Source organism: Paenibacillus sp. FSL R5-0810 (genome assembly GCF_038002285.1).
Lineage (GTDB): Bacteria > Bacillota > Bacilli > Paenibacillales > Paenibacillaceae > Paenibacillus_AQ > Paenibacillus_AQ lactis.
This window is the reverse complement of record NZ_JBBOCF010000001.1, coordinates 725,206-746,533: the sequence shown is the minus strand read 5'-3', so window position 1 is coordinate 746,533 and position 21,328 is coordinate 725,206. Positions and strand designations below refer to the sequence as shown.

General features: G+C 52.7%; 24 protein-coding genes. All 24 read right to left on the bottom strand.

Annotated features, from left to right (window positions below):
- The 24 genes from MKX76_RS03485 to fliJ all read right to left on the bottom strand — a co-directional run bounded on the left by MKX76_RS03485 (position 1) and on the right by fliJ (position 21,325).
- Positions 1–498 carry a chemotaxis protein CheD gene (locus MKX76_RS03485; protein ID WP_007128731.1) on the bottom strand — a complete coding sequence of 166 codons (498 nt, stop codon included), beginning with the start codon at positions 496–498 and terminating at the stop codon, positions 1–3.
- Positions 491–1,117: a chemotaxis protein CheC gene (locus MKX76_RS03480; RefSeq protein WP_007128732.1), complete on the bottom strand. Its 627-nt coding sequence runs from the start codon at positions 1,115–1,117 to the stop codon at positions 491–493. The genes MKX76_RS03485 and MKX76_RS03480 overlap by 8 nt, the downstream gene beginning before the upstream one ends.
- Before the next feature lie 2 nt (positions 1,118–1,119).
- On the bottom strand, positions 1,120–1,581 hold the full coding sequence (locus MKX76_RS03475; RefSeq protein WP_007128733.1) for a chemotaxis protein CheW: 462 nt from the start codon (positions 1,579–1,581) through the stop codon (positions 1,120–1,122).
- A 54-nt stretch (positions 1,582–1,635) separates the two neighbouring features.
- Positions 1,636–3,717 (bottom strand): chemotaxis protein CheA, encoded by a 2,082-nt coding sequence (locus MKX76_RS03470; protein WP_007128734.1) that lies wholly within the window; start codon positions 3,715–3,717, stop codon positions 1,636–1,638.
- A 22-nt stretch (positions 3,718–3,739) separates the two neighbouring features.
- Positions 3,740–5,080, bottom strand: a complete 1,341-nt coding sequence (locus tag MKX76_RS03465; protein ID WP_007128735.1) for a protein-glutamate methylesterase/protein-glutamine glutaminase — start codon at positions 5,078–5,080, stop codon at positions 3,740–3,742.
- Between the two features lie 160 nt (positions 5,081–5,240).
- Positions 5,241–6,137 carry a MinD/ParA family protein gene (locus tag MKX76_RS03460; RefSeq protein ID WP_007128736.1) on the bottom strand — a complete coding sequence of 299 codons (897 nt, stop codon included), beginning with the start codon at positions 6,135–6,137 and terminating at the stop codon, positions 5,241–5,243.
- Positions 6,134–7,564, bottom strand: coding sequence for a flagellar biosynthesis protein FlhF (flhF, locus tag MKX76_RS03455; RefSeq protein WP_007128737.1), 1,431 nt, complete (start codon positions 7,562–7,564; stop codon positions 6,134–6,136). Before flhF ends, MKX76_RS03460 begins: the two co-directional genes overlap by 4 nt.
- On the bottom strand, positions 7,561–9,594 hold the full coding sequence (gene flhA / locus MKX76_RS03450; protein WP_007128738.1) for a flagellar biosynthesis protein FlhA: 2,034 nt from the start codon (positions 9,592–9,594) through the stop codon (positions 7,561–7,563). Before flhA ends, flhF begins: the two co-directional genes overlap by 4 nt.
- A 24-nt stretch (positions 9,595–9,618) precedes the next feature.
- On the bottom strand, positions 9,619–10,719 hold the full coding sequence (gene flhB, locus MKX76_RS03445; RefSeq protein ID WP_007128739.1) for a flagellar biosynthesis protein FlhB: 1,101 nt from the start codon (positions 10,717–10,719) through the stop codon (positions 9,619–9,621).
- Between the two features lie 5 nt (positions 10,720–10,724).
- A complete protein-coding gene (fliR, locus tag MKX76_RS03440; RefSeq protein ID WP_028405675.1) occupies positions 10,725–11,522 on the bottom strand; it encodes a flagellar biosynthetic protein FliR in 798 nt (265 codons plus the stop codon).
- Positions 11,523–11,533: 11 nt separating this feature from the next.
- Entirely contained in the window at positions 11,534–11,803 is a 270-nt protein-coding gene (gene fliQ / locus MKX76_RS03435; protein WP_007128741.1) for a flagellar biosynthesis protein FliQ, read from the bottom strand.
- Positions 11,804–11,844: 41 nt separating this feature from the next.
- Complete coding sequence (gene fliP / locus MKX76_RS03430) at positions 11,845–12,597, bottom strand: flagellar type III secretion system pore protein FliP (RefSeq protein ID WP_007128742.1); 753 nt, start codon at positions 12,595–12,597, stop codon at positions 11,845–11,847.
- The gene (locus MKX76_RS03425; protein ID WP_007128743.1) at positions 12,594–13,118 is read right to left on the bottom strand and encodes a flagellar biosynthetic protein FliO; all 525 of its coding nucleotides are present in this window, start codon (positions 13,116–13,118) and stop codon (positions 12,594–12,596) included. Before MKX76_RS03425 ends, fliP begins: the two co-directional genes overlap by 4 nt.
- Positions 13,119–13,130: 12 nt before the next feature.
- Positions 13,131–13,496: a response regulator gene (locus tag MKX76_RS03420; RefSeq protein ID WP_007128744.1), complete on the bottom strand. Its 366-nt coding sequence runs from the start codon at positions 13,494–13,496 to the stop codon at positions 13,131–13,133.
- Between the two features lie 28 nt (positions 13,497–13,524).
- Positions 13,525–14,793 carry a flagellar motor switch phosphatase FliY gene (gene fliY / locus MKX76_RS03415; protein WP_007128745.1) on the bottom strand — a complete coding sequence of 423 codons (1,269 nt, stop codon included), beginning with the start codon at positions 14,791–14,793 and terminating at the stop codon, positions 13,525–13,527.
- Complete coding sequence (gene fliM / locus MKX76_RS03410; protein WP_007128746.1) at positions 14,783–15,781, bottom strand: flagellar motor switch protein FliM; 999 nt, start codon at positions 15,779–15,781, stop codon at positions 14,783–14,785. The genes fliY and fliM overlap by 11 nt, the downstream gene beginning before the upstream one ends.
- A 35-nt stretch (positions 15,782–15,816) precedes the next feature.
- Positions 15,817–16,278 carry a flagellar basal body-associated FliL family protein gene (locus MKX76_RS03405; RefSeq protein WP_007128747.1) on the bottom strand — a complete coding sequence of 154 codons (462 nt, stop codon included), beginning with the start codon at positions 16,276–16,278 and terminating at the stop codon, positions 15,817–15,819.
- Positions 16,275–16,499 (bottom strand): flagellar FlbD family protein, encoded by a 225-nt coding sequence (locus tag MKX76_RS03400; protein WP_007128748.1) that lies wholly within the window; start codon positions 16,497–16,499, stop codon positions 16,275–16,277. Before MKX76_RS03400 ends, MKX76_RS03405 begins: the two co-directional genes overlap by 4 nt.
- 52 nt (positions 16,500–16,551) lie before the next feature.
- The gene (flgG, locus tag MKX76_RS03395; RefSeq protein WP_007128749.1) at positions 16,552–17,376 is read right to left on the bottom strand and encodes a flagellar basal body rod protein FlgG; all 825 of its coding nucleotides are present in this window, start codon (positions 17,374–17,376) and stop codon (positions 16,552–16,554) included.
- A 79-nt stretch (positions 17,377–17,455) separates the two neighbouring features.
- The gene (locus tag MKX76_RS03390) at positions 17,456–17,845 is read right to left on the bottom strand and encodes a TIGR02530 family flagellar biosynthesis protein (protein WP_028405677.1); all 390 of its coding nucleotides are present in this window, start codon (positions 17,843–17,845) and stop codon (positions 17,456–17,458) included.
- Positions 17,842–18,462: a flagellar hook capping FlgD N-terminal domain-containing protein gene (locus MKX76_RS03385; protein ID WP_028405678.1), complete on the bottom strand. Its 621-nt coding sequence runs from the start codon at positions 18,460–18,462 to the stop codon at positions 17,842–17,844. Before MKX76_RS03385 ends, MKX76_RS03390 begins: the two co-directional genes overlap by 4 nt.
- Positions 18,463–18,482: 20 nt before the next feature.
- Positions 18,483–19,844, bottom strand: a complete 1,362-nt coding sequence (locus MKX76_RS03380) for a flagellar hook-length control protein FliK (RefSeq protein WP_341032992.1) — start codon at positions 19,842–19,844, stop codon at positions 18,483–18,485.
- A gap of 62 nt (positions 19,845–19,906) precedes the next feature.
- On the bottom strand, positions 19,907–20,842 hold the full coding sequence (locus MKX76_RS03375) for a MotE family protein (RefSeq protein WP_100085182.1): 936 nt from the start codon (positions 20,840–20,842) through the stop codon (positions 19,907–19,909).
- 39 nt (positions 20,843–20,881) lie between these two features.
- Positions 20,882–21,325: a flagellar export protein FliJ gene (gene fliJ, locus MKX76_RS03370; RefSeq protein ID WP_007128754.1), complete on the bottom strand. Its 444-nt coding sequence runs from the start codon at positions 21,323–21,325 to the stop codon at positions 20,882–20,884.
- Between the last annotated feature and the right edge of the window lie 3 nt (positions 21,326–21,328).

Genomic DNA, 21,328 nt, shown 5'->3' with positions numbered 1-21,328 from the left:
CTACAGTTCCTTTATGCCCTTTTGTACACTTCGCACGGTAAATTTCCCCGTCGAACAGTCCAGTTCCACGGTTCTTCCGTAATTTTCTCCAGTATCCTCCGCAATGAGGGCAATGCCCATCTGCTGGAGTCCCTCTTTGCACGATTCGACATTCCGAGGGCCGATCCGCATGGTATCGCCGGCTCCGGCAAAGGAGAACATTTGCGCGCCGCCGGCCATTTTTGCAACCAACCTGGCTTGAACGGCGCCCAGTCCCTTCATTTTGTTCAGAAGGACCGGAAGGGCCGTGTCCGCATACTTCGCCAGATTCAGCTGCCCCTCCCTGGCAATCGAGGAGGACGGAAGCATGATATGGGCCAGCCCCCCGATCTTCGCAACCGGATCATACAAGGTCAGTCCGACGCAGGAGCCAAGCCCGGTCGTGCGCAATATGCCGTTTGGACCTGCGACGTTCAGATCCGCCATGGCCACCTTCACGATGCTTTGCTCATCAATCATGCTCTAAAGGCACTCCCAAGGCTTCGAATATTTGCGCGAACGAAGGTGGATCGGGTATGAGAAAAAACTGGCCTTCCACTTCATTCTGTCCCTCTAGAAACGTCGTGTTGATCAAGAGCGCATCGTCTCCCATTTCTCCGAATTGAAGGAGTCCGTAGCTTAATATGGCGCCCGCCATGTCCATGGCCAGTCCCGGAACGGTCGGCGTCATGGATAAATTGGTAAAATCCGCAAGCGAGGAAAGATAGGAACCGGCCAGGATGTTGCCGATTTCGCACAATGCCGACAGCTCCATCTCGGAGAATTGTTCGTCCTCCGACACTTCGATGCCCGCCAGGTTCTGGAGCAGATTTTTTCCCGCTTCAGGGCTCATGATAAAGAACAGATTGCCCGGTGCGCTGCCTTCCACCCGCAGGAAGACGGCCAGCACCACTTGCTCGCTGCCGCCCACGCTTTCCGCGATTTCTTTAAAAGGAAGCAGCTGCACTTTCGGTACGGCCATATCGATGGGCTTGTCCAGCAAGCGGGACAATGCCGTTGCAGCATTCCCCGCACCGATGTTCCCCACTTCCTTCAGCACATCCATCTTGACTTCCCTGCCATACTTAAACAGCTCCACGATTAATCCTCAAGGCCTTCAAGCTGAATAATTTCGCTCTTGTTCAGCACTTCGGACAGATTCAGCATGACCAGAAGGCGCTCCTCTCCTACCCGCGCGACGCCGCGAAGATATTTCGCTTTAATCCCGCCGACAACTTCTGGCGGTGAATCGATGTCGTCGGTATTAAGGTCGATGACGTCGCTGGCGGAATCGACGATAAAGCCGACCTGCATATCGCTGACCGCAACGATGATGATCCGGGTTTGATCGGTCGGCTCCACCTCAGCCAATCCGAAGCGCCCCCGCAGATCAATAACCGGGATGACTACGCCGCGAAGGTTGATCACACCTTTTACAAAAGCGTAGGTTTTCGGTACGCGCGTAATCGGCATCATCCGTTCAATCGTTTGAACCTTATCCACCTCAATGCCGTATTCCTCAGTGCCGAGCTTAAAGACGATAACCTTGATTTCTTCTCCCATGACTGAATCCTCCTTTAAATTATGTGGCCTGCCGCTATACGAATGAAACTTGTTTTACTTAATGAACGCATTCGCATCGATAATAAGAGCAACTTGTCCGTCGCCGAGGATCGTTGCCCCGGAAATTCCTTGAATCGCCGGCAAGTATTTGCCCAGATTTTTAATAACGATTTCGCTTTGGCCGATAAAATCATCGATCGCGAGCGCGGCTAGACGATCGCCTTTTCGAATCACGACAATTTCGGTTTCTTCTTCCTGCTCATCATCGAAATCCGGCACCTCGAACACCTTGCTGAGCGAAATAATCGGTATCATCGAATCGCGGAAGTGAACCATGCGGCTGCCGTGCACATTTTTGACGTGGCCGCGTTTGATGACAGCCGTTTCCACGATGGATGACAGCGGGATCGCATATTTCTCGGAGCCCATCTTGATCAGCATGGCTGCGATGATCGACAATGTCAGCGGAAGCTGTACAGAGAAGTTGGTTCCTTTCCCAGGGGTCGAATAGATGGTCACGTTGCCGCCAAGCGAAACGATCTTGGATTTGACGACGTCAAGCCCTACTCCGCGGCCCGATACGTCGGATATTTTCTCCGCCGTGCTGAATCCCGGAGCAAAGAGCAGCTGATGCACTTCTTCATCCGACATCGACTCCGCTTCGGACTCGGTAACCACACCCTTCTTGAGCGCATTCTGCAAGATCTTCTCACGGTAAATGCCCCGGCCGTCATCCTCAATCTCAATGAATACGTTGTTGCCGCTGTGGAAGGCCCGCAGATGGACCGTTCCGGTTTCCGGCTTGCCGGCGGCTATCCGGTCCGCGACAGGCTCGATGCCATGGTCAGCCGAGTTGCGCAGCAGGTGGACCAGCGGATCGCCGATTTCGTCGATAACGGTCCGATCCAGCTCCGTATCGGCCCCGGTGATAATGAGATCGATTTTTTTATCCAGTGTTTTCGCAAGGTCCCGGACCATCCGCGGAAAGCGGTTGAAAACTGTATCCACGGGAACCATGCGCAGCTTCAGCACGATATTTTGAAGATCGCTGCTGACCCGGCTCATATGCTCGACAGTATCGGTAAGCTCCTGGTTCTGGGCCTCGCTCGCCAATTGCTCAAGCCGTACCCGGTCAATAAGCAGCTCGCTGAACAGGTTCATCAGGACGTCCAGCCGTTCAATGTCCACGCGGATCGTTCGGGACGGGTTCGCCCCGCCGCTTCGGGCCGGAGCCTTCGCTTCCTTGGCGGCTGCAGGGGTGCTCTTCGACTCGGGTGCCGAAGGTGCCGAAGCTGCCGCAGCAGGCTGCTGCGCTTCCGGCTTGACGGTTTCGAGTGCTGCCGCAGCTTGTTGTACCATTTGCTGGAGCGTTTCATGATCCAGTGAGACAACCTGGGCTGTCTCGATTTCAGAAACGCCGAGGATTTGGCTCTCAATGTCCGCGGCTTCCCGCTGTGTTATGTAGTACAACGAAAATACGCGATCGAATTCACCTTGCTCAATGTCTTGAACGTCCGGATGCGTCTTTACGATTTCTCCGGATCTTTCCAGCGCCTCGAATACCATGTAGGCCCGAACCGCTTTAAGCTGGCAATCCTCGCGCAGGGTCACTTGTATATAGAGAACCTTATGGCCTTCCGAAATGGATTGTTCAAGCACCGAATACTGAAACTCGTCCAGCGTGATTCCGGGTTGGGAAGCCGATCCTTGATCAGCGCCTTGACCCTCTCCGGTTTGCGCTTGTTGCGCCGGGTTCTCTCCCCGGACGATGGACTGAAGAGCGGCCACAATCGAAGACACATCCGATTTGCCGTCACCTCCGGACGTAATATCCTGCACCATCGATTCAAGCGCGTCCAAGCTTTTGAAGAGCGTGTCGAAGATATAATCCTGCATCGTCAGCTTTTCATTCCGAACGAGGTCCAGCACATTTTCCATCTGGTGCGTTAACGAGGCGAGATCTTCGAAGCCCATCGTTGCGGCCATGCCTTTTAACGTGTGCGCCGACCGGAAAATCACTTGCACGATTCCCAAGTCGTCCGGATTGTTTTCTAATTGCAGCATGTTTTCATTTAATGATTGCAGATGATCATTTGACTCATCAATAAACATTGTCAAATATTGATTCATGTCCATTGAGAGACACCTCCTCCTGAGTTCACTTTCTGTTATTTACAGCTTGAACCACTTTGGGTGCAAGTTCCTGCAGAGGCAACACATCATTGACGCATCCGAGTTCGACAGCCGAGCGAGGCATTCCGTATACAACACAGGTTTCCTCGCTCTCCGCAAAGGTGGATTTAACGCCCGAATCGTAAAGCTTCTTCATCATTCTCGCTCCATCGCTTCCCATGCCGGTCATCAGCACCGCATGACGCGTAAGCTCCGTCAGCGGGAGCAGTGACTCGAACAGCGTATCGACAGATGGGCGATGGCCGTTGCGCGGCTCATCCATGCTTGTAGCAATCACATATCCATTCTTCTCCGTGCGTCTTACCCGGATATGGCTTCCCCCTGGAGCGATATAAGCTTTCCCCGGCTCCAAAGGCATTCCGTCGGCTGCTTCCAGCACCTCCAGCCTGCTAAATGAATTCAGGCGCTGTGCAAGAGATTTCGTAAACTTGGGCGGCATATGCTGCACGATAACGATCGGAGCATGAAAGCCGCTTGGAATCCCCTCCAGAAAAGCCTTCAGCGCCCGAGGCCCCCCAGTGGAGCAGCCCACCGCTACGAGATCCGTAATCGCCGCCAAGGATGACGGACCGTTGTCTGTAGGCCGGCTGTCAGCTCCGGCTGAAGACGGCTTTGGGGACTCCGGCTTCCTTCTTTTCTCCGGAGCGGCGGGCTTCCGGCGTAAAGGATCCGTGCCCGGAAGCACTTCCCGAATCCTCCGTTTCTCCTCGCCGACCGAAGGCGGTTCCTGACGTGCAAGGACCTCAGCAGCATTTGCCCGAATATGACCGGCCTGAGGCAGTTCCTTCGCACTCGGCTTCTTATCCGCCAGCTTGCCGAGAGGCTTGGAAGCTCGGGAAGAGGAGGTTTGACGCTGTGCAGCTTGCCGCGCCCTCTCTTCCTCCTCCCACAAGGCTCTGCGCTGCTTGGCCTGCATCGCCGCATGCAGCTGCTTCATCAGCTCTTGCCCGACCTGCTCGATCCCGAGCGCATTCGTAATGGAAGGCTTTCGTATAAAATCAAATGCGCCGGCCTCTAGGGCCAGAATCGTTTCCTTCATCCCCTCTTCATTCAAGCCGGACAGCATGATCACCGGACGAGGCCCTAACTCCATAATAAATTTCAGAGCGTCCAATCCGTTCATCTCCGGCATTTCCACGTCCAGGGTAACCGCATCCGGGTTCAATTCCTTCACTTTCCGGATGGCCTCTTGCCCGTTCTCAGCCGTTCCGACCACTTGAAAAAGTGCGTCTCGCTCGATGAAATCCGAGAATATTTTCCTCATAAATGCGGAATCGTCCACAACAAGCACACGAAAGGGCTCCACTATCAGTCCACCTCAGTTTCCAATTATCCAAGTAAGGATGATGCAAAAATCCAAAGAGCGACTATCAGTCAGCAATATATAGAGCGAAACGGTTGAATTCGTCTTTATATTGTACTCGGGAGCGGCTTGAATCAAATTTTGCAAAATCCTGAAGTAAGAATCACTTTGTCCGTTTGAGCAGGCGATGCATAAATCCCTTGATTCCTTTCGGGGCATCCGGCTCTGCAGGGACAGGAGATGCCATGCTGCGAAGAGCGATCCGTCTGACGTCGCTTGCAGCATCGCACTTCGGGAACGCTACCGTGAATGGAACCTGCCGCTTGACCGCCTGCCCGACATGCGGATCATCCGCGATCGAGCCCAGCAGCTGCATGTCCAAATCCAGAAAGCGGCGGGCCGTTAACATGATTTTATCCGCTGCTTCACGAGCCTCCCGTTCATCGCCGGCCCGATTGACGATCAGGCTGAGCGGGACTCTAGACCCGGTCCCATGCACGACTTTGATGAGAGCGTACGCATCCGTGATGGAAGTCGGCTCGGGCGTCGTTACGACGTAACAATGATCGGCCGAGGTAATGAACCGCATGTTTTCTTTTGACAAGCCTGCGCCTGTATCAAAAATGATGTAATCCATGTCGGACGATATGCGCTCAAGCTGATCGAGAAAATAATTCATGTCCGAATCGGAGAGAGAAAACAGGTCGGCAAGTCCGGATCCCCCCGCAATAAAGGCAAGCTGCTCGGGCCCATACTGGATCACGTCCTCCATGCTCTTCTCCCGCCGCAGCAAATGATAAAGGCTGTAACGGGACGACACGCCCATTAGCACATCGATATTGGCCATTCCGATATCGGCGTCAAACACCAGCACTTTTTTGCCCATCGATTGCAGCGCAAGCGCAAAGTTCAGCGAGAAATTGGATTTCCCGACACCGCCCTTGCCGCTCGTGACCGTTATGATCTTGGCGCTTCCGGCTGAGGTCTTAGGAGACATTCCCACGTTCTCGCTCCGCTGCGCAGATACGAGCTGTCTGAGTGAATGGGCTTGATCCGTCATGACCGCGTATCTCCCAGCAGCAAATCGCACAGCTGCTCGCTATTGGCCAAAAGCAGGTCGTCCGGTACATTTTGACCATTGGTCATGTAAGACAAGCGCAGGTTGTGCGCATGGAGCAGATTGAAGATCGGACCGAAGCTTCCGGTCTCATCCATCTTGGTGAATATGACTTTATCGAGTGCATATTTGCTGAAATGATCCGCGATTTCAATCATATCCCCGCTCTTGGACGTAAGGCTGAGAACAAGGTAGGTTTCGCTGTGCTCCGAATGGGAAAAGAGGCTTTGCAATTCGGAGACGAGCAGCTCGTTCCGATAATTCCGGCCGGCTGTATCCATTAAGATCAGATCACAGTCTTGAAGCGTTTGAAGCGCCCGCTGCATATCCCCTGGCGACTGGACCACCTCCATAGGGACATTCAAAATCGAGGCATAAGTCCGAAGCTGCTCTACCGCCGATATCCGGTACGTATCCGAGGTTATAAAGCCCACCTTGCGGTGATATCTGAACAGCTGCTCTGCAGCGATTTTGGCGATCGTTGTCGTCTTGCCGACACCCGTCGGCCCGGCGATGTATACGATCCGCGTGTCAGGTTGAATGCCCCCGCCGATGCGCTCATCAATAAAAGCCTTCGCCTGCTCGCGCATAATCGCCTGCAGCTGCTCGCTTCCAAGCTGCATCCCGCTCTCCCGCAGCGCTTCTTCAGCAACCTCAAGCCACTGCTCGCTGAGCCTCGCGGAAACGTCCTGTCTAAGCAGGCGATCCCTTATCGATTCCAGCGGCTCCGGCAGCTGTCTGGCTTCAAGATTGTGCCTGGACAGCTTGGCGATCCATTCCTTCATTTCCTTCAGTTCCTCGAGCACTCGCTGCTCTGATTCACTGATGCCCAGCCGGGAGCTCAAGGGCTCAACCGGAGGATCGTGCAATTTGCCTTGCGCTGCAGCTGCTGCCTTCGGGCTCGGGTAAGCGGCTTCGGCCGAAGCCGTTCCCGTCTGTATCGGTGGCGGGCTGTCCTCCCGGACCTCCTGCGCCTCCCCGGCTGCTGCGGCTTGGCTCATAATCTCGGCAAAGCGGACATAATCCGCTTCTTGTGCACCATCCTTCGGCTTCACCGCTTCCTGGACAGGAGCCTTTGACAAATCGGCTGCCGTCGGATTCGCGATTTCCGCTGCTCGCTGGTATGCCTTCGGTACGGCTGCCTTCGGCACTGCCGCAGGCGGCTTCGGCTTGGCTTTGACGGAGGATTTCGATTTCTCCTCCTGCTCAACCGCGGCGATAACCTCGATCTTCTTTCGGGAGAACATCCCTAGAAAGCCGCCTACCTTAATATCCTTCGTGCTCAATATGACCGCATCCGTACCCAAATCCGATCGGATCTGCGCCATCGCTTCCGGCATCGTGTCGACGATATACCTTTTTACTCTCATAAGTTCACCACTCCGACACTTTGAATTTCGACGTTCGGCTCAAGCTCGCTGTAGGATAGAACCGGAATATCCTGCATCCCGCGTTCAATCACCTGCCGCAAATACATGCGGATGGCCGGAGAGGTAAGCAGCACCGGCTGTTGTCCCATCTGGATAATCCGATTCACTTGCTCGCTCAGCTTCTGGAATACATTCTGCGTAGACACCGGGTCCATCGCCAAGTACGTCCCCTGTTCGCTCTGCTGCACGCTCTCCGCGATTTTCTTCTCAAGCTGCGGTCCGACGGTGATCACCTTCATGGCCTCTCCGTCTTGAGCAAACTGCTGTGTGATTTGCCTGGAGAGCGCTTGTCTTACATACTCTGTCAGCACATCCGGGTCCTTCGAATAATGCCCGTAATCCGCAAGGGTCTCCAGAATCGTAACCATGTCGCGAATGGAGATTTTCTCCCGAAGCAGCTTGGCGAGCACCTTCTGTACCTCCCCGATCGTCAGCACGGAAGGGATCAGCTCGTCGACAAGCACCGGATAGCTTTCCTTGATGTTGTCGACCAGCGCTTTTGTCTCCTGGCGCCCCAGCAGCTCATGAGCGTGCCGCTTGATCAGCTCTGTCAAATGCGTAGCTACGACGGAAGGCGGATCCACGACGGTATATCCCGCCAGATCGGCCCGTTCTTTCGTCGCCTCGTCAATCCAGAGGGCCGGCAGCCCGAATGCGGGCTCCGTCGTTTCGATTCCCGTAACGGAATCGTCCTCGTAGCCGGGACTCATGGCGAGGTAATGATTTAGTAGTAATTCCCCGCCGCCGACAGCATTCCCTTTTATTTTTATGACATATTCATTCGGTTTAAGTTGAATATTGTCGCGGATTCGGATCACCGGCACGACCAGTCCAAGTTCAAGCGCGCATTGTCTCCGGATCATAATAATCCGATCCAGCAAGTCTCCGCCCTGCTGGGTATCCGCAAGCGGGATCAAGCCGTATCCAAACTCGAATTCGATCGGATCCACCTGCAGCAGGTTGATGACACTTTCCGGACTGCGAACCTCTTCGATCTGCTGCTCTTCCTCCATCTGCTCCACCTCGACCTGCTTGCGGTCCAGATTGTTCTGCATTCTCCTTGCTGCTATAAACAGAACAAGCGCGATGGGCGCTGTCGTTATAAAATGAATCGGGGTAAACAATCCCAGCAGCAATACGGTGCCTGATACGATATACAGCAAGCGTGGATAGGAAAACAGCTGACCTGTCAGATCCTCGGCCAGATTTCCTTCGGAGGAAGCTCTGGTGACGATAAGACCTGCCGATGTCGATATGAGAAGCGCCGGAATCTGGCTGACCAGTCCATCCCCGATCGTCAAGATCGAGTACGTGCTCATCGCTTCGGGAAACGACATGCCATGAATCGAGATCCCGATAATAAATCCGCCGATCAGGTTGATCAGCAGGATGATGATCGAAGCGATGGCATCCCCTTTTACGAACTTGCTGGCACCGTCCATCGCACCGTAAAAGTCGGCCTCCCGCTCGATTTTCCGTCTGCGCTCCCGAGCTTGCTGCTCGTTGATTAGGCCTGCATTCAAATCGGCATCAATGCTCATCTGCTTACCGGGCATGGCGTCCAGCGTAAATCGTGCGGCAACCTCAGCCACGCGCTCGGAGCCTTTCGTTATGACGATAAACTGAACCACGATCAAAATTAAAAAGACGATGAACCCGACCGCGATTTCGCCATTGGCAATCCAGCTGCCGAAGGTAGCGACAACCTCACCCGCATTGGCTTCGGACAAAATCAGCTTGGTTGTCGATATGTTCAGCGCAACCCGAAATAAGGTCGTGATGAGAAGCAGGGAAGGAAATATCGAAAAGTCCAGCGCTTCTTTCGTGTTCATGGCCACCAGCAGGATGATCAGTGCCACCGATATATTGATGATAAGCAGTAAATCCAGCAGCCAGATCGGGATCGGAAGAATCATCATAAGTACGATGCCAATGACACCCGCAAGGACAGATAGATCTTTTATTTTCACTGCACTTAGGCCTCCGGTCCCTAATTATTTCGCTTTACCTTTAAGTTTATATACATAGGCCAGCACTTCCGCTACGGCCTGGAACAGGTCTCCGGGAATGGAATCCCCGATCTCGGACCGTTGGTACAACGCTCGTGCCAGCGGCTTGTTTTCCATCGTTATAATGCCGTGTTCCTTGGCAATTTCCTTGATGCGCAGGGCCATATAGTCCTGGCCTTTCGCGATGATCTGCGGAGCTTCCATAGTAGAACCGTCATATTTGAGCGCAACCGCAAAGTGGGTCGGGTTCGTAATAATGACGTCTGCGTTCGGTACTTCCTGCATCATTCGTTGCAGCGCCATCCGGCGCTGGCGTTCCCTGATTTTTCCTTTGATCAGCGGATCGCCTTCCATTTTCTTAAACTCATCCTTAATGTCCTGCTTTGACATGCGGATGTTTTTTTCGTATTCGTACTTCTGGTACAAATAGTCCAGGACGGACAGGATCAGCAGGCCAGCCCCGATCTTAAAGCCAAGCGACATCGTAACATTCGCTACAAATTGAAAAATAGTATCCGGACTCTTCGTCGACAAGGAGGAGAATTCCCCTCTGGCTCCCCAAAGAGTGGTGTATACGAGGTAGCCAATGATCGTTAATTTAAATATGGATTTAAAAAATTCGATCAAGGACCTCATGGAAAAAATATTTTTAAATCCTTTGATCGGATCGATCTTGCTGAGCTTCATTTTCAAGGGCTCGCCCGTCAGGAGAAAACCGACCTGAATATAATTTACGACCAGCGAGATCACAAACACAGCAACAAACAGCGGTGCGAGCAGCAGCAATATTTGAATGGCATACTCGCCCAAGAGCTGCATGACATTCTCATTCGTTACGTCCATGGAGAGCCGGTTAAGGTATACGTCCGTAAACAGCCGGACCGTATGGTCTCTCATGTAACCGCCGAACATCAGCATGCACAGGAAAGCGGATAGTAACACCGAGGCGCCCGATACTTCCATACTTTTGGCCACTTGACCCTTTTTACGCGTATCCTGGCGTTTCTTCGGCGTCGCTTTTTCCGTCTTCTCCCCAGCAAACAGCTGCAAATCCACCGGATAACGGTAGGGGGATCGGTTCCGCATCCTCTTCATCCTCCTTGCGCCGTTCCCTCGTGTAAGACGCCGAGCAGCTGCCGGAGCGCCTCGAACATTTGGGCGAACAAATGATCAAATAATGACACAAGTCCCGGCATAAGCAGCATCAGCAGCACTAACCCGACCAGAATCTTAAGAATAATGCCGATGACAAATACGTTGAACTGCGGTGCCGTTCTCGCCAAGAAGCCGAGGCCGACATCGGTCAGAAACAAGGCCGCCACAAGCGGAGCCGCCATTTGAAGGGCAAGCACGAACGAGTGGGCAAAGGTTCTGACAAGAATATCCGTAACGCTGCCGTCTAGAATCTTTGAAAATACGTTGCCCGTTATAGGCACCCAATCATAGCTGTACATAATGGCATCGAGCAGATAATGATGGCCGTTCATGCCAAGGAATACGAGCAATGCGAGATAGTACTTAAAGTTGCCGATCAGCGGCATGGATGCGCCCGTAAACGGATCGATGACGTTGGCCATGCTAAAGCCGATCTGGATATCGATCAGCGCGCCGGCCGTTTGGACGACGGCCATGATCAGATAGGCGGTGAAGCCGAGCAGCAGTCCTACCAGCACTTCCTGGACAATCAGCAGGGCATAGGATAGATCCTGCGGCACCGTTTCTCCTATTCCGAACGTAAGATAAACGATGACTGTGAGCAGAAAGGAAAACCCGATTTTAAATGAAGTCGGGATGCCCCGCGATGTAAATACGGGAGCTATTACAAAAAAAGATGTTATTCGACAAAAAACAAGCATAAAGACAGGTATACTTTGCTGCAACCATTCCATGGACACTCAGCCTATCCGATATATTTGTAGAGATTGTCCAAAATTCCGTGGGTGAAATCCACCAACGTTGTCAATATCCAAGGACCGAACAGCAGGAGCGCGATAAGAACAATTATGATCTTTGGAACGAATGCCAGCGTCTGCTCCTGTATCTGCGTCGTCGCTTGGAAAATACTTATGATAAGTCCCACTACCAGAGCGAGAACCAGCATGGGCGCGCTCACTTGAAGCACAATGTAAACGGCCTGCCCTGCAAGGCCGATAATAAATTCAGAGCTCACGGCGAGTCCCCCTGTATTCGAATTACTTGCCGTTTCAAACGTTACGGATTAAAGCTCATCAGCATGGATTTGACCACCAGATACCAGCCGTCCACAAGGACAAAGAGCAATATTTTGAACGGCAGCGAGATCATGACCGGCGGAAGCATCATCATCCCCATCGCCATCAGAACGCTGGCAACGACAATATCGATGACCAGAAACGGAATGAAGATCATAAAGCCCATCTGAAAGCCTGTCTTCAGCTCACTGATGGCAAAGGCCGGCACCATGACGGTCAACGGGATGTCCTCGTACGACTCCGGCTTCTCTGTTCCCGTGTAATTCATGAACAGCAGCAGATCCTTCTCCCGCGTATGGGAGAACATGAATTTCTTGATCGGATCCTGGGCCTTCTGCAGCGCCTCGGTTTGGCTGATTTCACCCTTGAGATACGGCTGCAGCGCAACCTCGTTCATGGTTGAAAACGTCGGAGCCATAACGAACAAGGTAAGAAAGAGGGCTAACCCGATCAACACTTGGTTCGGCGGAGTTTGCTGTGTTCCAAGAGATGTGCGGACAAACCCGAGTACAATGACGATCCGCGTAAAGCTTGTCATCAGCACGAGCAAGGCCGGTGCAATGCTAAGAACGGTAATCAGGAGGATCAAGGACAACGAGCTTGTCCCCGGAGTCTCCCCTTCCCCGCCGATTTGAATATCGATGTTCGGAATCGGATCTGCAAATGCCGTACGGGATAGCAGCATCCCGGCCAGCATAAACATCGTGATAGCAATCGTAATCTTTTTATTCATGAATCCTTATGATCCTCCCGCAGCAATTCTTCGACCTTTTGTTTCCGGTTCGGTACGCTGCGCAGTTTAGATTCGAACACCTCGTGAAAAGAGGAGCTGTCATCCCATTCGATTTCTTCCGGTTGCTTGTTTTTACGGAGTTTTGCCGCCAATTTGCTTACAAAAGGCGGCAGCGCCCCGCTGTACATTCCTGAATCCTGTTCAAATGCCGCCTGAATCAGCGCGACCTCCGCGGGATCGGAAATTTTGTCCAAGAGCCGAACGTCTTCGCCAACCCCGATCACATAGATGTTGCCCCCGATTTCAACGAGCTGAAGGGATTTGTTAGGGCCCATCCCAACCGCACCGAGCGTACGAATGGAGCGGCCCTGCATCCAGCTCTGATTCTTTTTGCCTAAGAAGCGAATCAGGAGAACGATCAATGCGATGATGATGGCAAGAACGACAAAGACATAAAATAACTGTAAATAATATCCGCCAGTACCACCTGTGCCGATTTCATCGGAAGCCGCCATCATCATAAGAAACAATCCTTATACGCCAAGCGTTTTGTTGATGGCTTCAATGACGCGGTCCGATTGGAACGGCTTAACAATAAAGTCCTTCGCTCCGGCTTGGATGGCATCGATAACCATCGCTTGTTGACCCATCGCGGAACACATGATGACTTTTGCGTTAGGATCAATCTTTTTAATTTCCTTGAGCGCAGCGATCCCATCCATTTCAGGCATCGTAATATCCATCGTAATCAGATCCGGACGAAGCTCTTTAAATTTCTCGATCGCCTGCGAGCCGTCCTGAGCCTCGCCTACAACCTCGAATCCGTTCTTGACCAGAATGTCACGGATCATCATTCTCATAAATGCAGCGTCGTCCACAATCAGAATTCGGTTAGCCATTGATAAAAATCCTCCCTAAATGTTTGTGCTATTGTAATTTTTGAATTCGGTCCCATTGGCTCACGATATCCGTCACACGTACGCCAAAGTTCTCATCGATGACGACTACCTCGCCTTTGGCAATCAGCTTGTGATTGACCAGGATGTCTACCGGTTCACCCGCCAGCTTGTCCAGCTCGATAATCGAACCTTGGGACATTTCCAGGATATCCTTAATTTGCTTCTGAGTCCTTCCTAATTCTACGGTGACCTTAAGAGGAATGTCCATCAGCAAGTTCAGATTGTTTTCATCCACCTGCGGGTAAGGCGCCGATTGAAAATTGGCGAACTGCACCGGCTGCACGTTCACATTCCGGCCGTGCATGCCGCCGTAATGCTGCGGCCCCGTCTGCGGAGGCATTTGCGGCTGTCCATACGGCATCGCATTCGGAGCCTGTCCTCCTTGGGGTTGCATGGCCGCATTGTAACCATAATGAGCTTCTTCTTGCGCATTCCCTGCATCCTGTGCATAAGCGGGCGGCTGGGTAGGCTGAGCTGCCGGTTCTTGCGCCGGAGCCGGGGCCGGTGTCTCTACCGCCGCTGCAGTCTCTTGTTTCACAGGCTGAGGCTCATCCGTGCCGTTAATCAGCATGCGAACCATGTCTTTGGAAAATTGAACAGGGAGCAGCTGCATGATGGTCGAATCAATCAAGTCGCCGATAATCAGACGGAACGAAATTTTGATCAAGGTTTCGTCCTGCGGCAGATTGTTGACGCCTTCTCCGCTCACCATGTTCAAAATATCGATGCCCGGCGGCGAAATATTGACAAACCGGTTGAATATCGTGGACATGCTCGTTGCGGAAGAGCCCATCATCTGGTTCATCGCTTCCTGGACGGCACTGATATGGATTTCGTTTAACTCCCCTTCTTCGGGGTTGCCTTCTCCGCCCAGCATCAAGTCTGCGATCACCTGGGCGTCGCGAGTCTTGATCACGAGAGAGTTAATGCCTTCGAAGCCGTCGACATACGTAACATGAACGGCAACATGCGGCTTTGGAAACTCCTCCTCGAACTGGCTTCGCTTGATGATGGACACTCTCGGCGTCGTAATATCTACTTTCTTGCCGAGGAGCGTGGATAAGGCCGTAGCGGCGCTGCCAAAGGTAATGTTACCGATCTCCCCTAGCGCATCCTGCTCCAGAGGCGTCAATACATCATCTACGGTAGCCGCCGAAGAAGAAGGATCCGATGCCATTTCCGACTGCTTCAGCAAGGCGTCGATTTCTTCCTGGGATAAATAATCTTTACTCGTCAAGTTCTTCAGCTCCTTCGATGACAATTTCATCGATTTGTACAGCAACCCGGTCTTTTACCGTTCCGGGACTGCCAATAAACTTCAGTCTGTCGCCGACCTTGATGGATAACCCGTCATGCACCGGCTTGTTCAGTGAAATAACGTCCCCGACCGAGAGTCCTAAAAATTCGGAGACGGTCAGCTGTGAAACGCCAAGCTCGGCAACGATCGGAAGCTGAGCTTTGCTTACCCGCTGCTTAAGCGCGTCCACTTCCTCGGGGATTCTGGCTTTTTTCTCAGAGATGAACCACTGATGCGCGGACAGCTTGGACATGATCGGTTCCAGCACGACATGGGGAATACAGAGATTGATCATTCCCGTGGTATCGCCGATTTTAGTGCTCAGCGAGATCAGCGCAATGGTTTCGTTCGGGGAAACGATCTGCATAAACTGAGGATTCGTTTCCAGCGCCTCAAGCCGCGGAGAAATATCCAGCACCGTTTTCCAGGCCTCTTTGAGGCTGTCGAAAGCCCGGCTGAAAATCCGTTCCATGATAATGGTCTCGATTTCGGTCATCGAGTTGATCGTGGACGGCGCGACCCCGGTTCCTCCCAGCAGGCGGTCCAGCATCGCATAGGCGATGTTTGGATGAACCTCAAGCACCATTCGCCCTTCGAGCGGCTCAGCTTCAAAAATGTTGAGCACCGTCATTTTCGGTATGGAACGTATGAATTCATCGTATGGGAGCTGTTCAACCTGCACCACATTGATTTGCACAAAAGTACGCAGCTGTGCCGAGAAATATGTTGTAAGATAACGTGCAAAATTTTCATGGATACGTGTCAAGCTGCGAATATGGTCCTTTGAGAAGCGAAGCGCTCTTTTGAAATCATAAGAACGAATCTTCTTCTGCGTTTCCTCTTTCTTCAGCTCCTCCGCATCCATCTCACCGGAAGAGAGCGCGGCCAATAGGGCGTCGATCTCATTCTGCGATAATACATCAACCATCTACTCACCCCCTTACAGGTCATCCGACGAACAGTCTAGATTCCGGCGATCAGCACATCGGTCATATCGATTTGAATCAATCTGCCGGACGTTAACGACTTGTTGATCAGATTCTGCAGCTTGGCAGTAAACTGTTCACGGCCCTTCGAATCGTTTAACAGCTCGGGCTCCGTGTCGGCTAACGTCTTGATAATGATCGGTTTGATCTTGATTTCCTTGATTTTGTCGAATTCCGCCTTAGCTTTCTTGTCGCTTAACTGAAATGCAAAAGCCATCTGGGCAATGTACTGTGGATCCGCCAGATTTGTCTTAATGCCGGTAATTTCCGATGTCATCTCCACGATCTCGTCTGCCGACAGATTCGCAGCGGCAGGCTTGTCGCTGGCCGAAGCGGTTTTCGGTTCCTCCGTCAGCTTGTCGGACAACAAGAATATCGCAAGCACGATCAATGTGATGGACAACAAAATCGTAATTAACCAGGGTAGCATCTTTTTCATGAAGGTTCCTCCATTTGCTGCACTTTAATGGTTGCTTGATGAATGCCAACCTCGTGATGATACGCTTTAATGGAAGCTACGATGTCATTTGCACTTTCCAACACAATCAATCGTTTTCCATTAATCAATGTGATATAGGTGTCCGGAGTCTCTTCAACCATTTCGATCAGCAGTGCGTTAAGCCACATCTGCGACCCGTTTAACCTCGTTACCGATATCATGGGCTGCCTCCTTGTTCATAAAAGGGAGGGAGGATCCCCCCCTGATCCAACCTTATCGTTTCAGATTAACGACTTCCTGGAGCACTTCATCGGAGGTGGTGATGATCCGTGAATTGGCCTGGAAGCCGCGCTGTGCCACGATCATCTCGGAGAACTCGCCCGTCAGGTCCACATTGGACATTTCCAGCTGCCCCGAAATGATTGCACCGGTGCCTTCCTCTGCGTTATTGCCTTCGAACATGACAGCCTCGAGGTCTCCGTCCGGCACTGCGTTCAATGTCACGCGATACAGATTGCCGCCAATCTTCTCCAAACCTTCAGGGTTCGGCACCTTCGCTACCCCGATAATCGCGCCTTCAGCCGTTGTTCCGTCACTCATCTTCTGGATGATGGCACCGTTCTGAGCGATCGTGAACGCAGTTACGTCGTCTTCCAGCGTGATCGGCTCGCCACCGGAGTCGAGCACTAGGAAACCGTCAGACGTTACAAGGTTTCGCGCAACGTCGACATGGAAATCGCCGGCACGGGTCAGGAAAGGAACTTCTTGGTCATCGCTCAGCTTGACCATGAAAAATCCGTCCCCGTCGATGCGTAAATCCGTCGGGTTGTTGGTGACCATGGCGCTTCCCGGCGTATGCAGGGTATCGATCGAGCCGATCGTTACACCAAGGCCGATCTGCTTGGCATTAACGCCGCCTGTCGGATCGTCCGTTCCCGGCGTCACGCCGGACACCGTCTGGCTAAGAATATCTTTAAACATTACCCGTCCAGCCTTAAATCCAACGGTATTGACATTGGCAATATTGTTGCCGATTACGTCCAGCTTGGTCTGAAAGCCTCTCATCCCGGAAATACCGGAGTACATGGATCTTAACACAGGGATTCATCCTCCTTCTTATATGGGCCGCTTCTGTCGGTCGGCGGCCGCCTGGCTTCCTGACGGGCCAGCCAGTAAATCATGAAATTATGACTGCGCTGTCGATCTGGGTGAACACATTGTCCTTCATGGCGTTGCCATCCATCGCCGTGACCACCGTCCGGTTCGGAATATTGACAATGAGCGCCATATCCTTCATCAGAATCAGTGATTCCTTACTGCCTTTCGCTGCGGCTTTATCGATCGCGCTCTGGATTTGAACGAGCTGGTCACCCTTGATTTCAATCCCCCGCTGCTCCAGTCGCTTCGCGGCATGGTTGCTGATGCGGAGCAGATTTTCATTTAACAGCTCCTTGAAATTGCCCTTTGGCGCATCGGATGAAGCCGATGCCGTTCGCCGCTCGGGCGATAGCGCGGCCGGATGCAATTTTCCGGGGTATAAATGGCCGATCATCATTCGATCACTCATGGCGCATTCCCTCCGGCCGAAGGTTCACCCTGATCCGATTGCCCGGAATCCGGATCTCCTACGTCGGCAGGTGCCGGTTCAGCAGCAAGCGCGTCAGCCGCACCGGCCTCAGCTCCTCCTTGACTAGGCTCCTCGGGCTCGGCAGCCGGGTTCTCAACCCTCAATATATCGCTTAGCAGCACTTCGCTGCTGCCAACCTTGGCGTAATGAACGCCGTCCCGTACAATAATCGACTCCACGATTCCGGTCTTCATGACTAGGGAATCCGTACCGTCCTTCGGCGTTTCCGTCCAGGTGAGATCATCGGTATTGACCGATTTTTCCATCCAGCTGATCTCTTTGCCGATCAGACTTGAAGCCGAGCCTAGGGATTGACTCATTGCCGTTAACTGCGTGTTGATGTTCATCAGCTGTTCAAGGGAGGTGAATTGGGCCATCTGAGCGATAAATTCCCGGTCCTGCATCGGCTGAAGCGGATCTTGGTGCCGCAGCTGTGTAATCAGGATGCTTAGAAACTGATCCTTTCCCAGCTCTTGCCCTTTACCGCCTTTGTTACTGACATTTCCTTTCGAATAGTTCGGCCACATGTTGCTTGTGGATACTGGATTCGTTGCCATTCGTGTTCACCTCCTCGCAATTAAGCTTTCGCGGTAAATGTTCCGGCTTGAACAGCTTGTCCTTCATCGGCCTGCATCTCGGAAATCCAATCATGCCATTCTTCCGTCAAGCTGGCAGCCAGTACGGCATCATCCGAAGGGGTATCTTTCCCTTTCGATCGCTGCTGGGACTGCTGCTGACCTGAGCCCGACTGTCGTCCGTCCTGATACATATTGGCTGTGGAAGGCTGACTGCTTTGCGTAACCTCGATTTTCTCCACTTGAAGACCTTGAGCAACGAGCGCTGTGCGAAGCTGCGCCATTTGCTGGTCGATCAGCTCTCTTGCATCCGCCTTAGCGGTCATGAATTGAGCGATCAGCTGTCCGTTTTGCATCGTTAATTTGATATCTACCTGGCCTAAATGCTCTGGATTAAGCGATATTCTCGCTTCCGTGAAGCCTTGCTGCTTTACGATTTCGAGCTTGTTTATAATGAAGGAAGTCATTTCACTAGCAAACCGCTCGACCGGTACCGGAGGGGCTGCAGGTTTTACCGCTACCTGAGTTCCTGAACGAAGCGCTAGCTGTCCGGCGGTTACGGTGCCGTGTTCAGGCATCCATGGTTCGCCGCTTCCATTCGAGTCAGCCGCTTTAGCGGAGACTTCTCCGCCTTGGCCAGCATTCGGCAGAAGGCCAGCATTCGGACCAGCTGACGGCGCTGCGTTGGTGGACTGTGTTCTTCCAGCCGTCGCGGTTGCCGCTGCATTGGCCTCAGTCGCAGGTGCAGAACCATTTGCCGCCTGATGTGAAGGTTTCACATGCTCGGCTGCCTGCTTCACATTGCCTGCGCTGTTGCCCATCAAGCTGTTGAACGACTGGACCAGCTGGTGTACCGCGGTCTCCGTTCCCGGACTCACCTTTCCGGCACTGCTAATCAAGGCCTTTATCTGAGTGAGTGTGTCCTGGATTACAAAACGTACCGTGTCCGTATGCTGGGCTAGCGGGGACATTGCCGCGCTGCCATCGGATCCTTGAGCCTGGACGCCGGCGCCGTTTAGCACCATGCTTGCTTGAGCAAGCCAGCTCTGCAGCTCTTCAAGCAAGGCAGGGTCTTCCGCCAATGCCTGGTCCAGTTTATCCAGCTCCCCAAGCAGGCTTTGCAGCATTTCGAGCAATCCCTCAATCGCCTCATTTGTTTCAGCCGGCAAGCCTTGTACCAAACCTTCCAGCTTGACCGTTGTCTCCGAAGCAGCTGTAGAGGAGCCGCCGCCTGCGCTCGACATCTGATATGTCAACGTCGCATCAAATGAAGCGCCCGCTGGTGAGCTGCCTTGTGCGCTCGTCTTGCCGCTTGCCGAAGAGCTGCTGATTGTGGAGGACATGCCTTGCACTGTCATCGTCATCGTCTTATTCACCTCCTCTCCCGTGCGACCGGAAAAGTTCAGACCGTAAGCGGATCTGATGTTTATTTGGAGCCCATAAGTCGATTCAGTATTCTTGCTGCAAGCTCCGGGTCTTTCGAGGACATCGCGTTCATAATTCTGGAACGCGTCGCGTCATCGACCGTATTCAAGATGGTCATGGTCTTGGCCGGGCTGATTTTGTAAGTCTGCATCAGCAGCTCCGCCGCATTGGTCGGCGTCATGCCTGCAAACGTCTGATTCAGCTGATTTTTGTCCAGGTTGCTGCTGCTCGTCTTGCTGCTTGCCGCTTCCGTATCATTTTTCTTGATTCGGGATTGCAGCGCCGCGATCGCCAAGTCCTCGGAGGGCTTGGCATCCTTCAGCATCATCGTGGCTTCCGCCGCTGTCTTCGGGTCCATCTTCTCCAGGATCGCCACCCGGTTGCTGCTCTTCATCTGGCTCAGCATCAGCACCATTTCCTCAAGGGTCAAATTTTGCATGATCGGCGCAGCCTTGCTTGGACTCATGTCCGCATACAGCTTGGCGAGCTCACGGATTTGTTTCGTATACGGATCTTCCTCCTGCTCCGGGCTTCCGGTGTTCTGGTTCTGCAGCGAATCAATCTGGCTCTCCAGCTCTTTCACTTTGTTCTCCTGGGCGGCTTTCTGCTCGGTGACCTCGCTTAGCGTCTCCTCGCGCTCCGCCAGCTGCTTCTTCAGCTCAACGATCGTCGCTTCGGCGCTTTCTTCCTGCTCCTTCGCTTCTTTCAGCTTCTGCTCTTCCGGCGTCAGCACCGGATCGGGAACCCAATCCTTCACAATCGGAATTTTGTTCGCCAGATCGATCATGCCGTCCCGAACATCCGCTCTAAAGAAGATCGCAAGCGCCCCTAGAAGAACGATCGTAAAAATGGCCGGTACGAGAATCAGCAAAATCCGTTCAAATCCACCGCTTGATTCTTCCTTATCGAGCGGCATGTCTTTTCTTGCCACGTTCATTCCTCCTTCGCGGTCTTAACCCGGCTGCCAACGGATTCATTATCGGGCTTTGATCGCAAAACGTACCGTCGCCAGCTCGTCCAGCTCGTTTTGTTCCCGAAGGAGACTTTCATGCCGAAATTTCTCGTGCGATTTGTCTCTTGCTTTTAACCACACTTTTTCATCCAGCATTTTTTCCGATAAAATCTCCTGCTTCTTCGTAACATTTACATGGGCGAGCCGAATATCATTCCGTTTCCGCTCAATACACTGCTCCAAGTACTGAGCATAGCTCTGAATATTGCGGATTTCGGCGATTGCCGCGCACCGCGTAACGGCTTCCTGCTCGGCCGCATACATCTGCTCCCGCATCCGGTACAGCTCGGTCAGGCTTTTCTCCTCCGCCTGCAGCTTCCCGATGGCGCTCGACAGCATCCATTCGGCCTGGGTCTTCTCGTTACTCTTCAGGTCTACGATTTTCTGGAATGCGTATTGAAATTTCATTCT

Excerpts from the sequence above, each read along its gene's own strand:
- MKX76_RS03385 (WP_028405678.1), bottom strand. The coding sequence starts at position 18,462 with ATGGCAACGAATCCAGTATCCACAAGCAACATGTGGCCGAACTATTCG.
- MKX76_RS03420 (WP_007128744.1), bottom strand. The coding sequence starts at position 13,496 with ATGGCTAACCGAATTCTGATTGTGGACGACGCTGCATTTATGAGAATG.
- MKX76_RS03400 (WP_007128748.1), bottom strand. The coding sequence starts at position 16,499 with ATGATATCGGTAACGAGGTTAAACGGGTCGCAGATGTGGCTTAACGCA.
- MKX76_RS03380 (WP_341032992.1), bottom strand. The coding sequence starts at position 19,844 with ATGACGATGACAGTGCAAGGCATGTCCTCCACAATCAGCAGCTCTTCG.
- flhB (WP_007128739.1), bottom strand. The coding sequence starts at position 10,719 with ATGCGGAACCGATCCCCCTACCGTTATCCGGTGGATTTGCAGCTGTTT.
- MKX76_RS03475 (WP_007128733.1), bottom strand. The coding sequence starts at position 1,581 with ATGGGAGAAGAAATCAAGGTTATCGTCTTTAAGCTCGGCACTGAGGAA.
- MKX76_RS03470 (WP_007128734.1), bottom strand. The coding sequence starts at position 3,717 with ATGGACATGAATCAATATTTGACAATGTTTATTGATGAGTCAAATGAT.
- fliR (WP_028405675.1), bottom strand. The coding sequence starts at position 11,522 with ATGGAATGGTTGCAGCAAAGTATACCTGTCTTTATGCTTGTTTTTTGT.
- fliJ (WP_007128754.1), bottom strand. The coding sequence starts at position 21,325 with ATGAAATTTCAATACGCATTCCAGAAAATCGTAGACCTGAAGAGTAAC.
- MKX76_RS03425 (WP_007128743.1), bottom strand. The coding sequence starts at position 13,118 with ATGATGATGGCGGCTTCCGATGAAATCGGCACAGGTGGTACTGGCGGA.
- MKX76_RS03485 (WP_007128731.1), bottom strand. The coding sequence starts at position 498 with ATGATTGATGAGCAAAGCATCGTGAAGGTGGCCATGGCGGATCTGAAC.
- MKX76_RS03405 (WP_007128747.1), bottom strand. The coding sequence starts at position 16,278 with ATGAAAAAGATGCTACCCTGGTTAATTACGATTTTGTTGTCCATCACA.
- MKX76_RS03375 (WP_100085182.1), bottom strand. The coding sequence starts at position 20,842 with ATGAACGTGGCAAGAAAAGACATGCCGCTCGATAAGGAAGAATCAAGC.
- flhF (WP_007128737.1), bottom strand. The coding sequence starts at position 7,564 with ATGAGAGTAAAAAGGTATATCGTCGACACGATGCCGGAAGCGATGGCG.
- MKX76_RS03390 (WP_028405677.1), bottom strand. The coding sequence starts at position 17,845 with ATGAGTGATCGAATGATGATCGGCCATTTATACCCCGGAAAATTGCAT.
- MKX76_RS03460 (WP_007128736.1), bottom strand. The coding sequence starts at position 6,137 with ATGACGGATCAAGCCCATTCACTCAGACAGCTCGTATCTGCGCAGCGG.
- fliP (WP_007128742.1), bottom strand. The coding sequence starts at position 12,597 with ATGAATAAAAAGATTACGATTGCTATCACGATGTTTATGCTGGCCGGG.
- fliM (WP_007128746.1), bottom strand. The coding sequence starts at position 15,781 with ATGGTTGATGTATTATCGCAGAATGAGATCGACGCCCTATTGGCCGCG.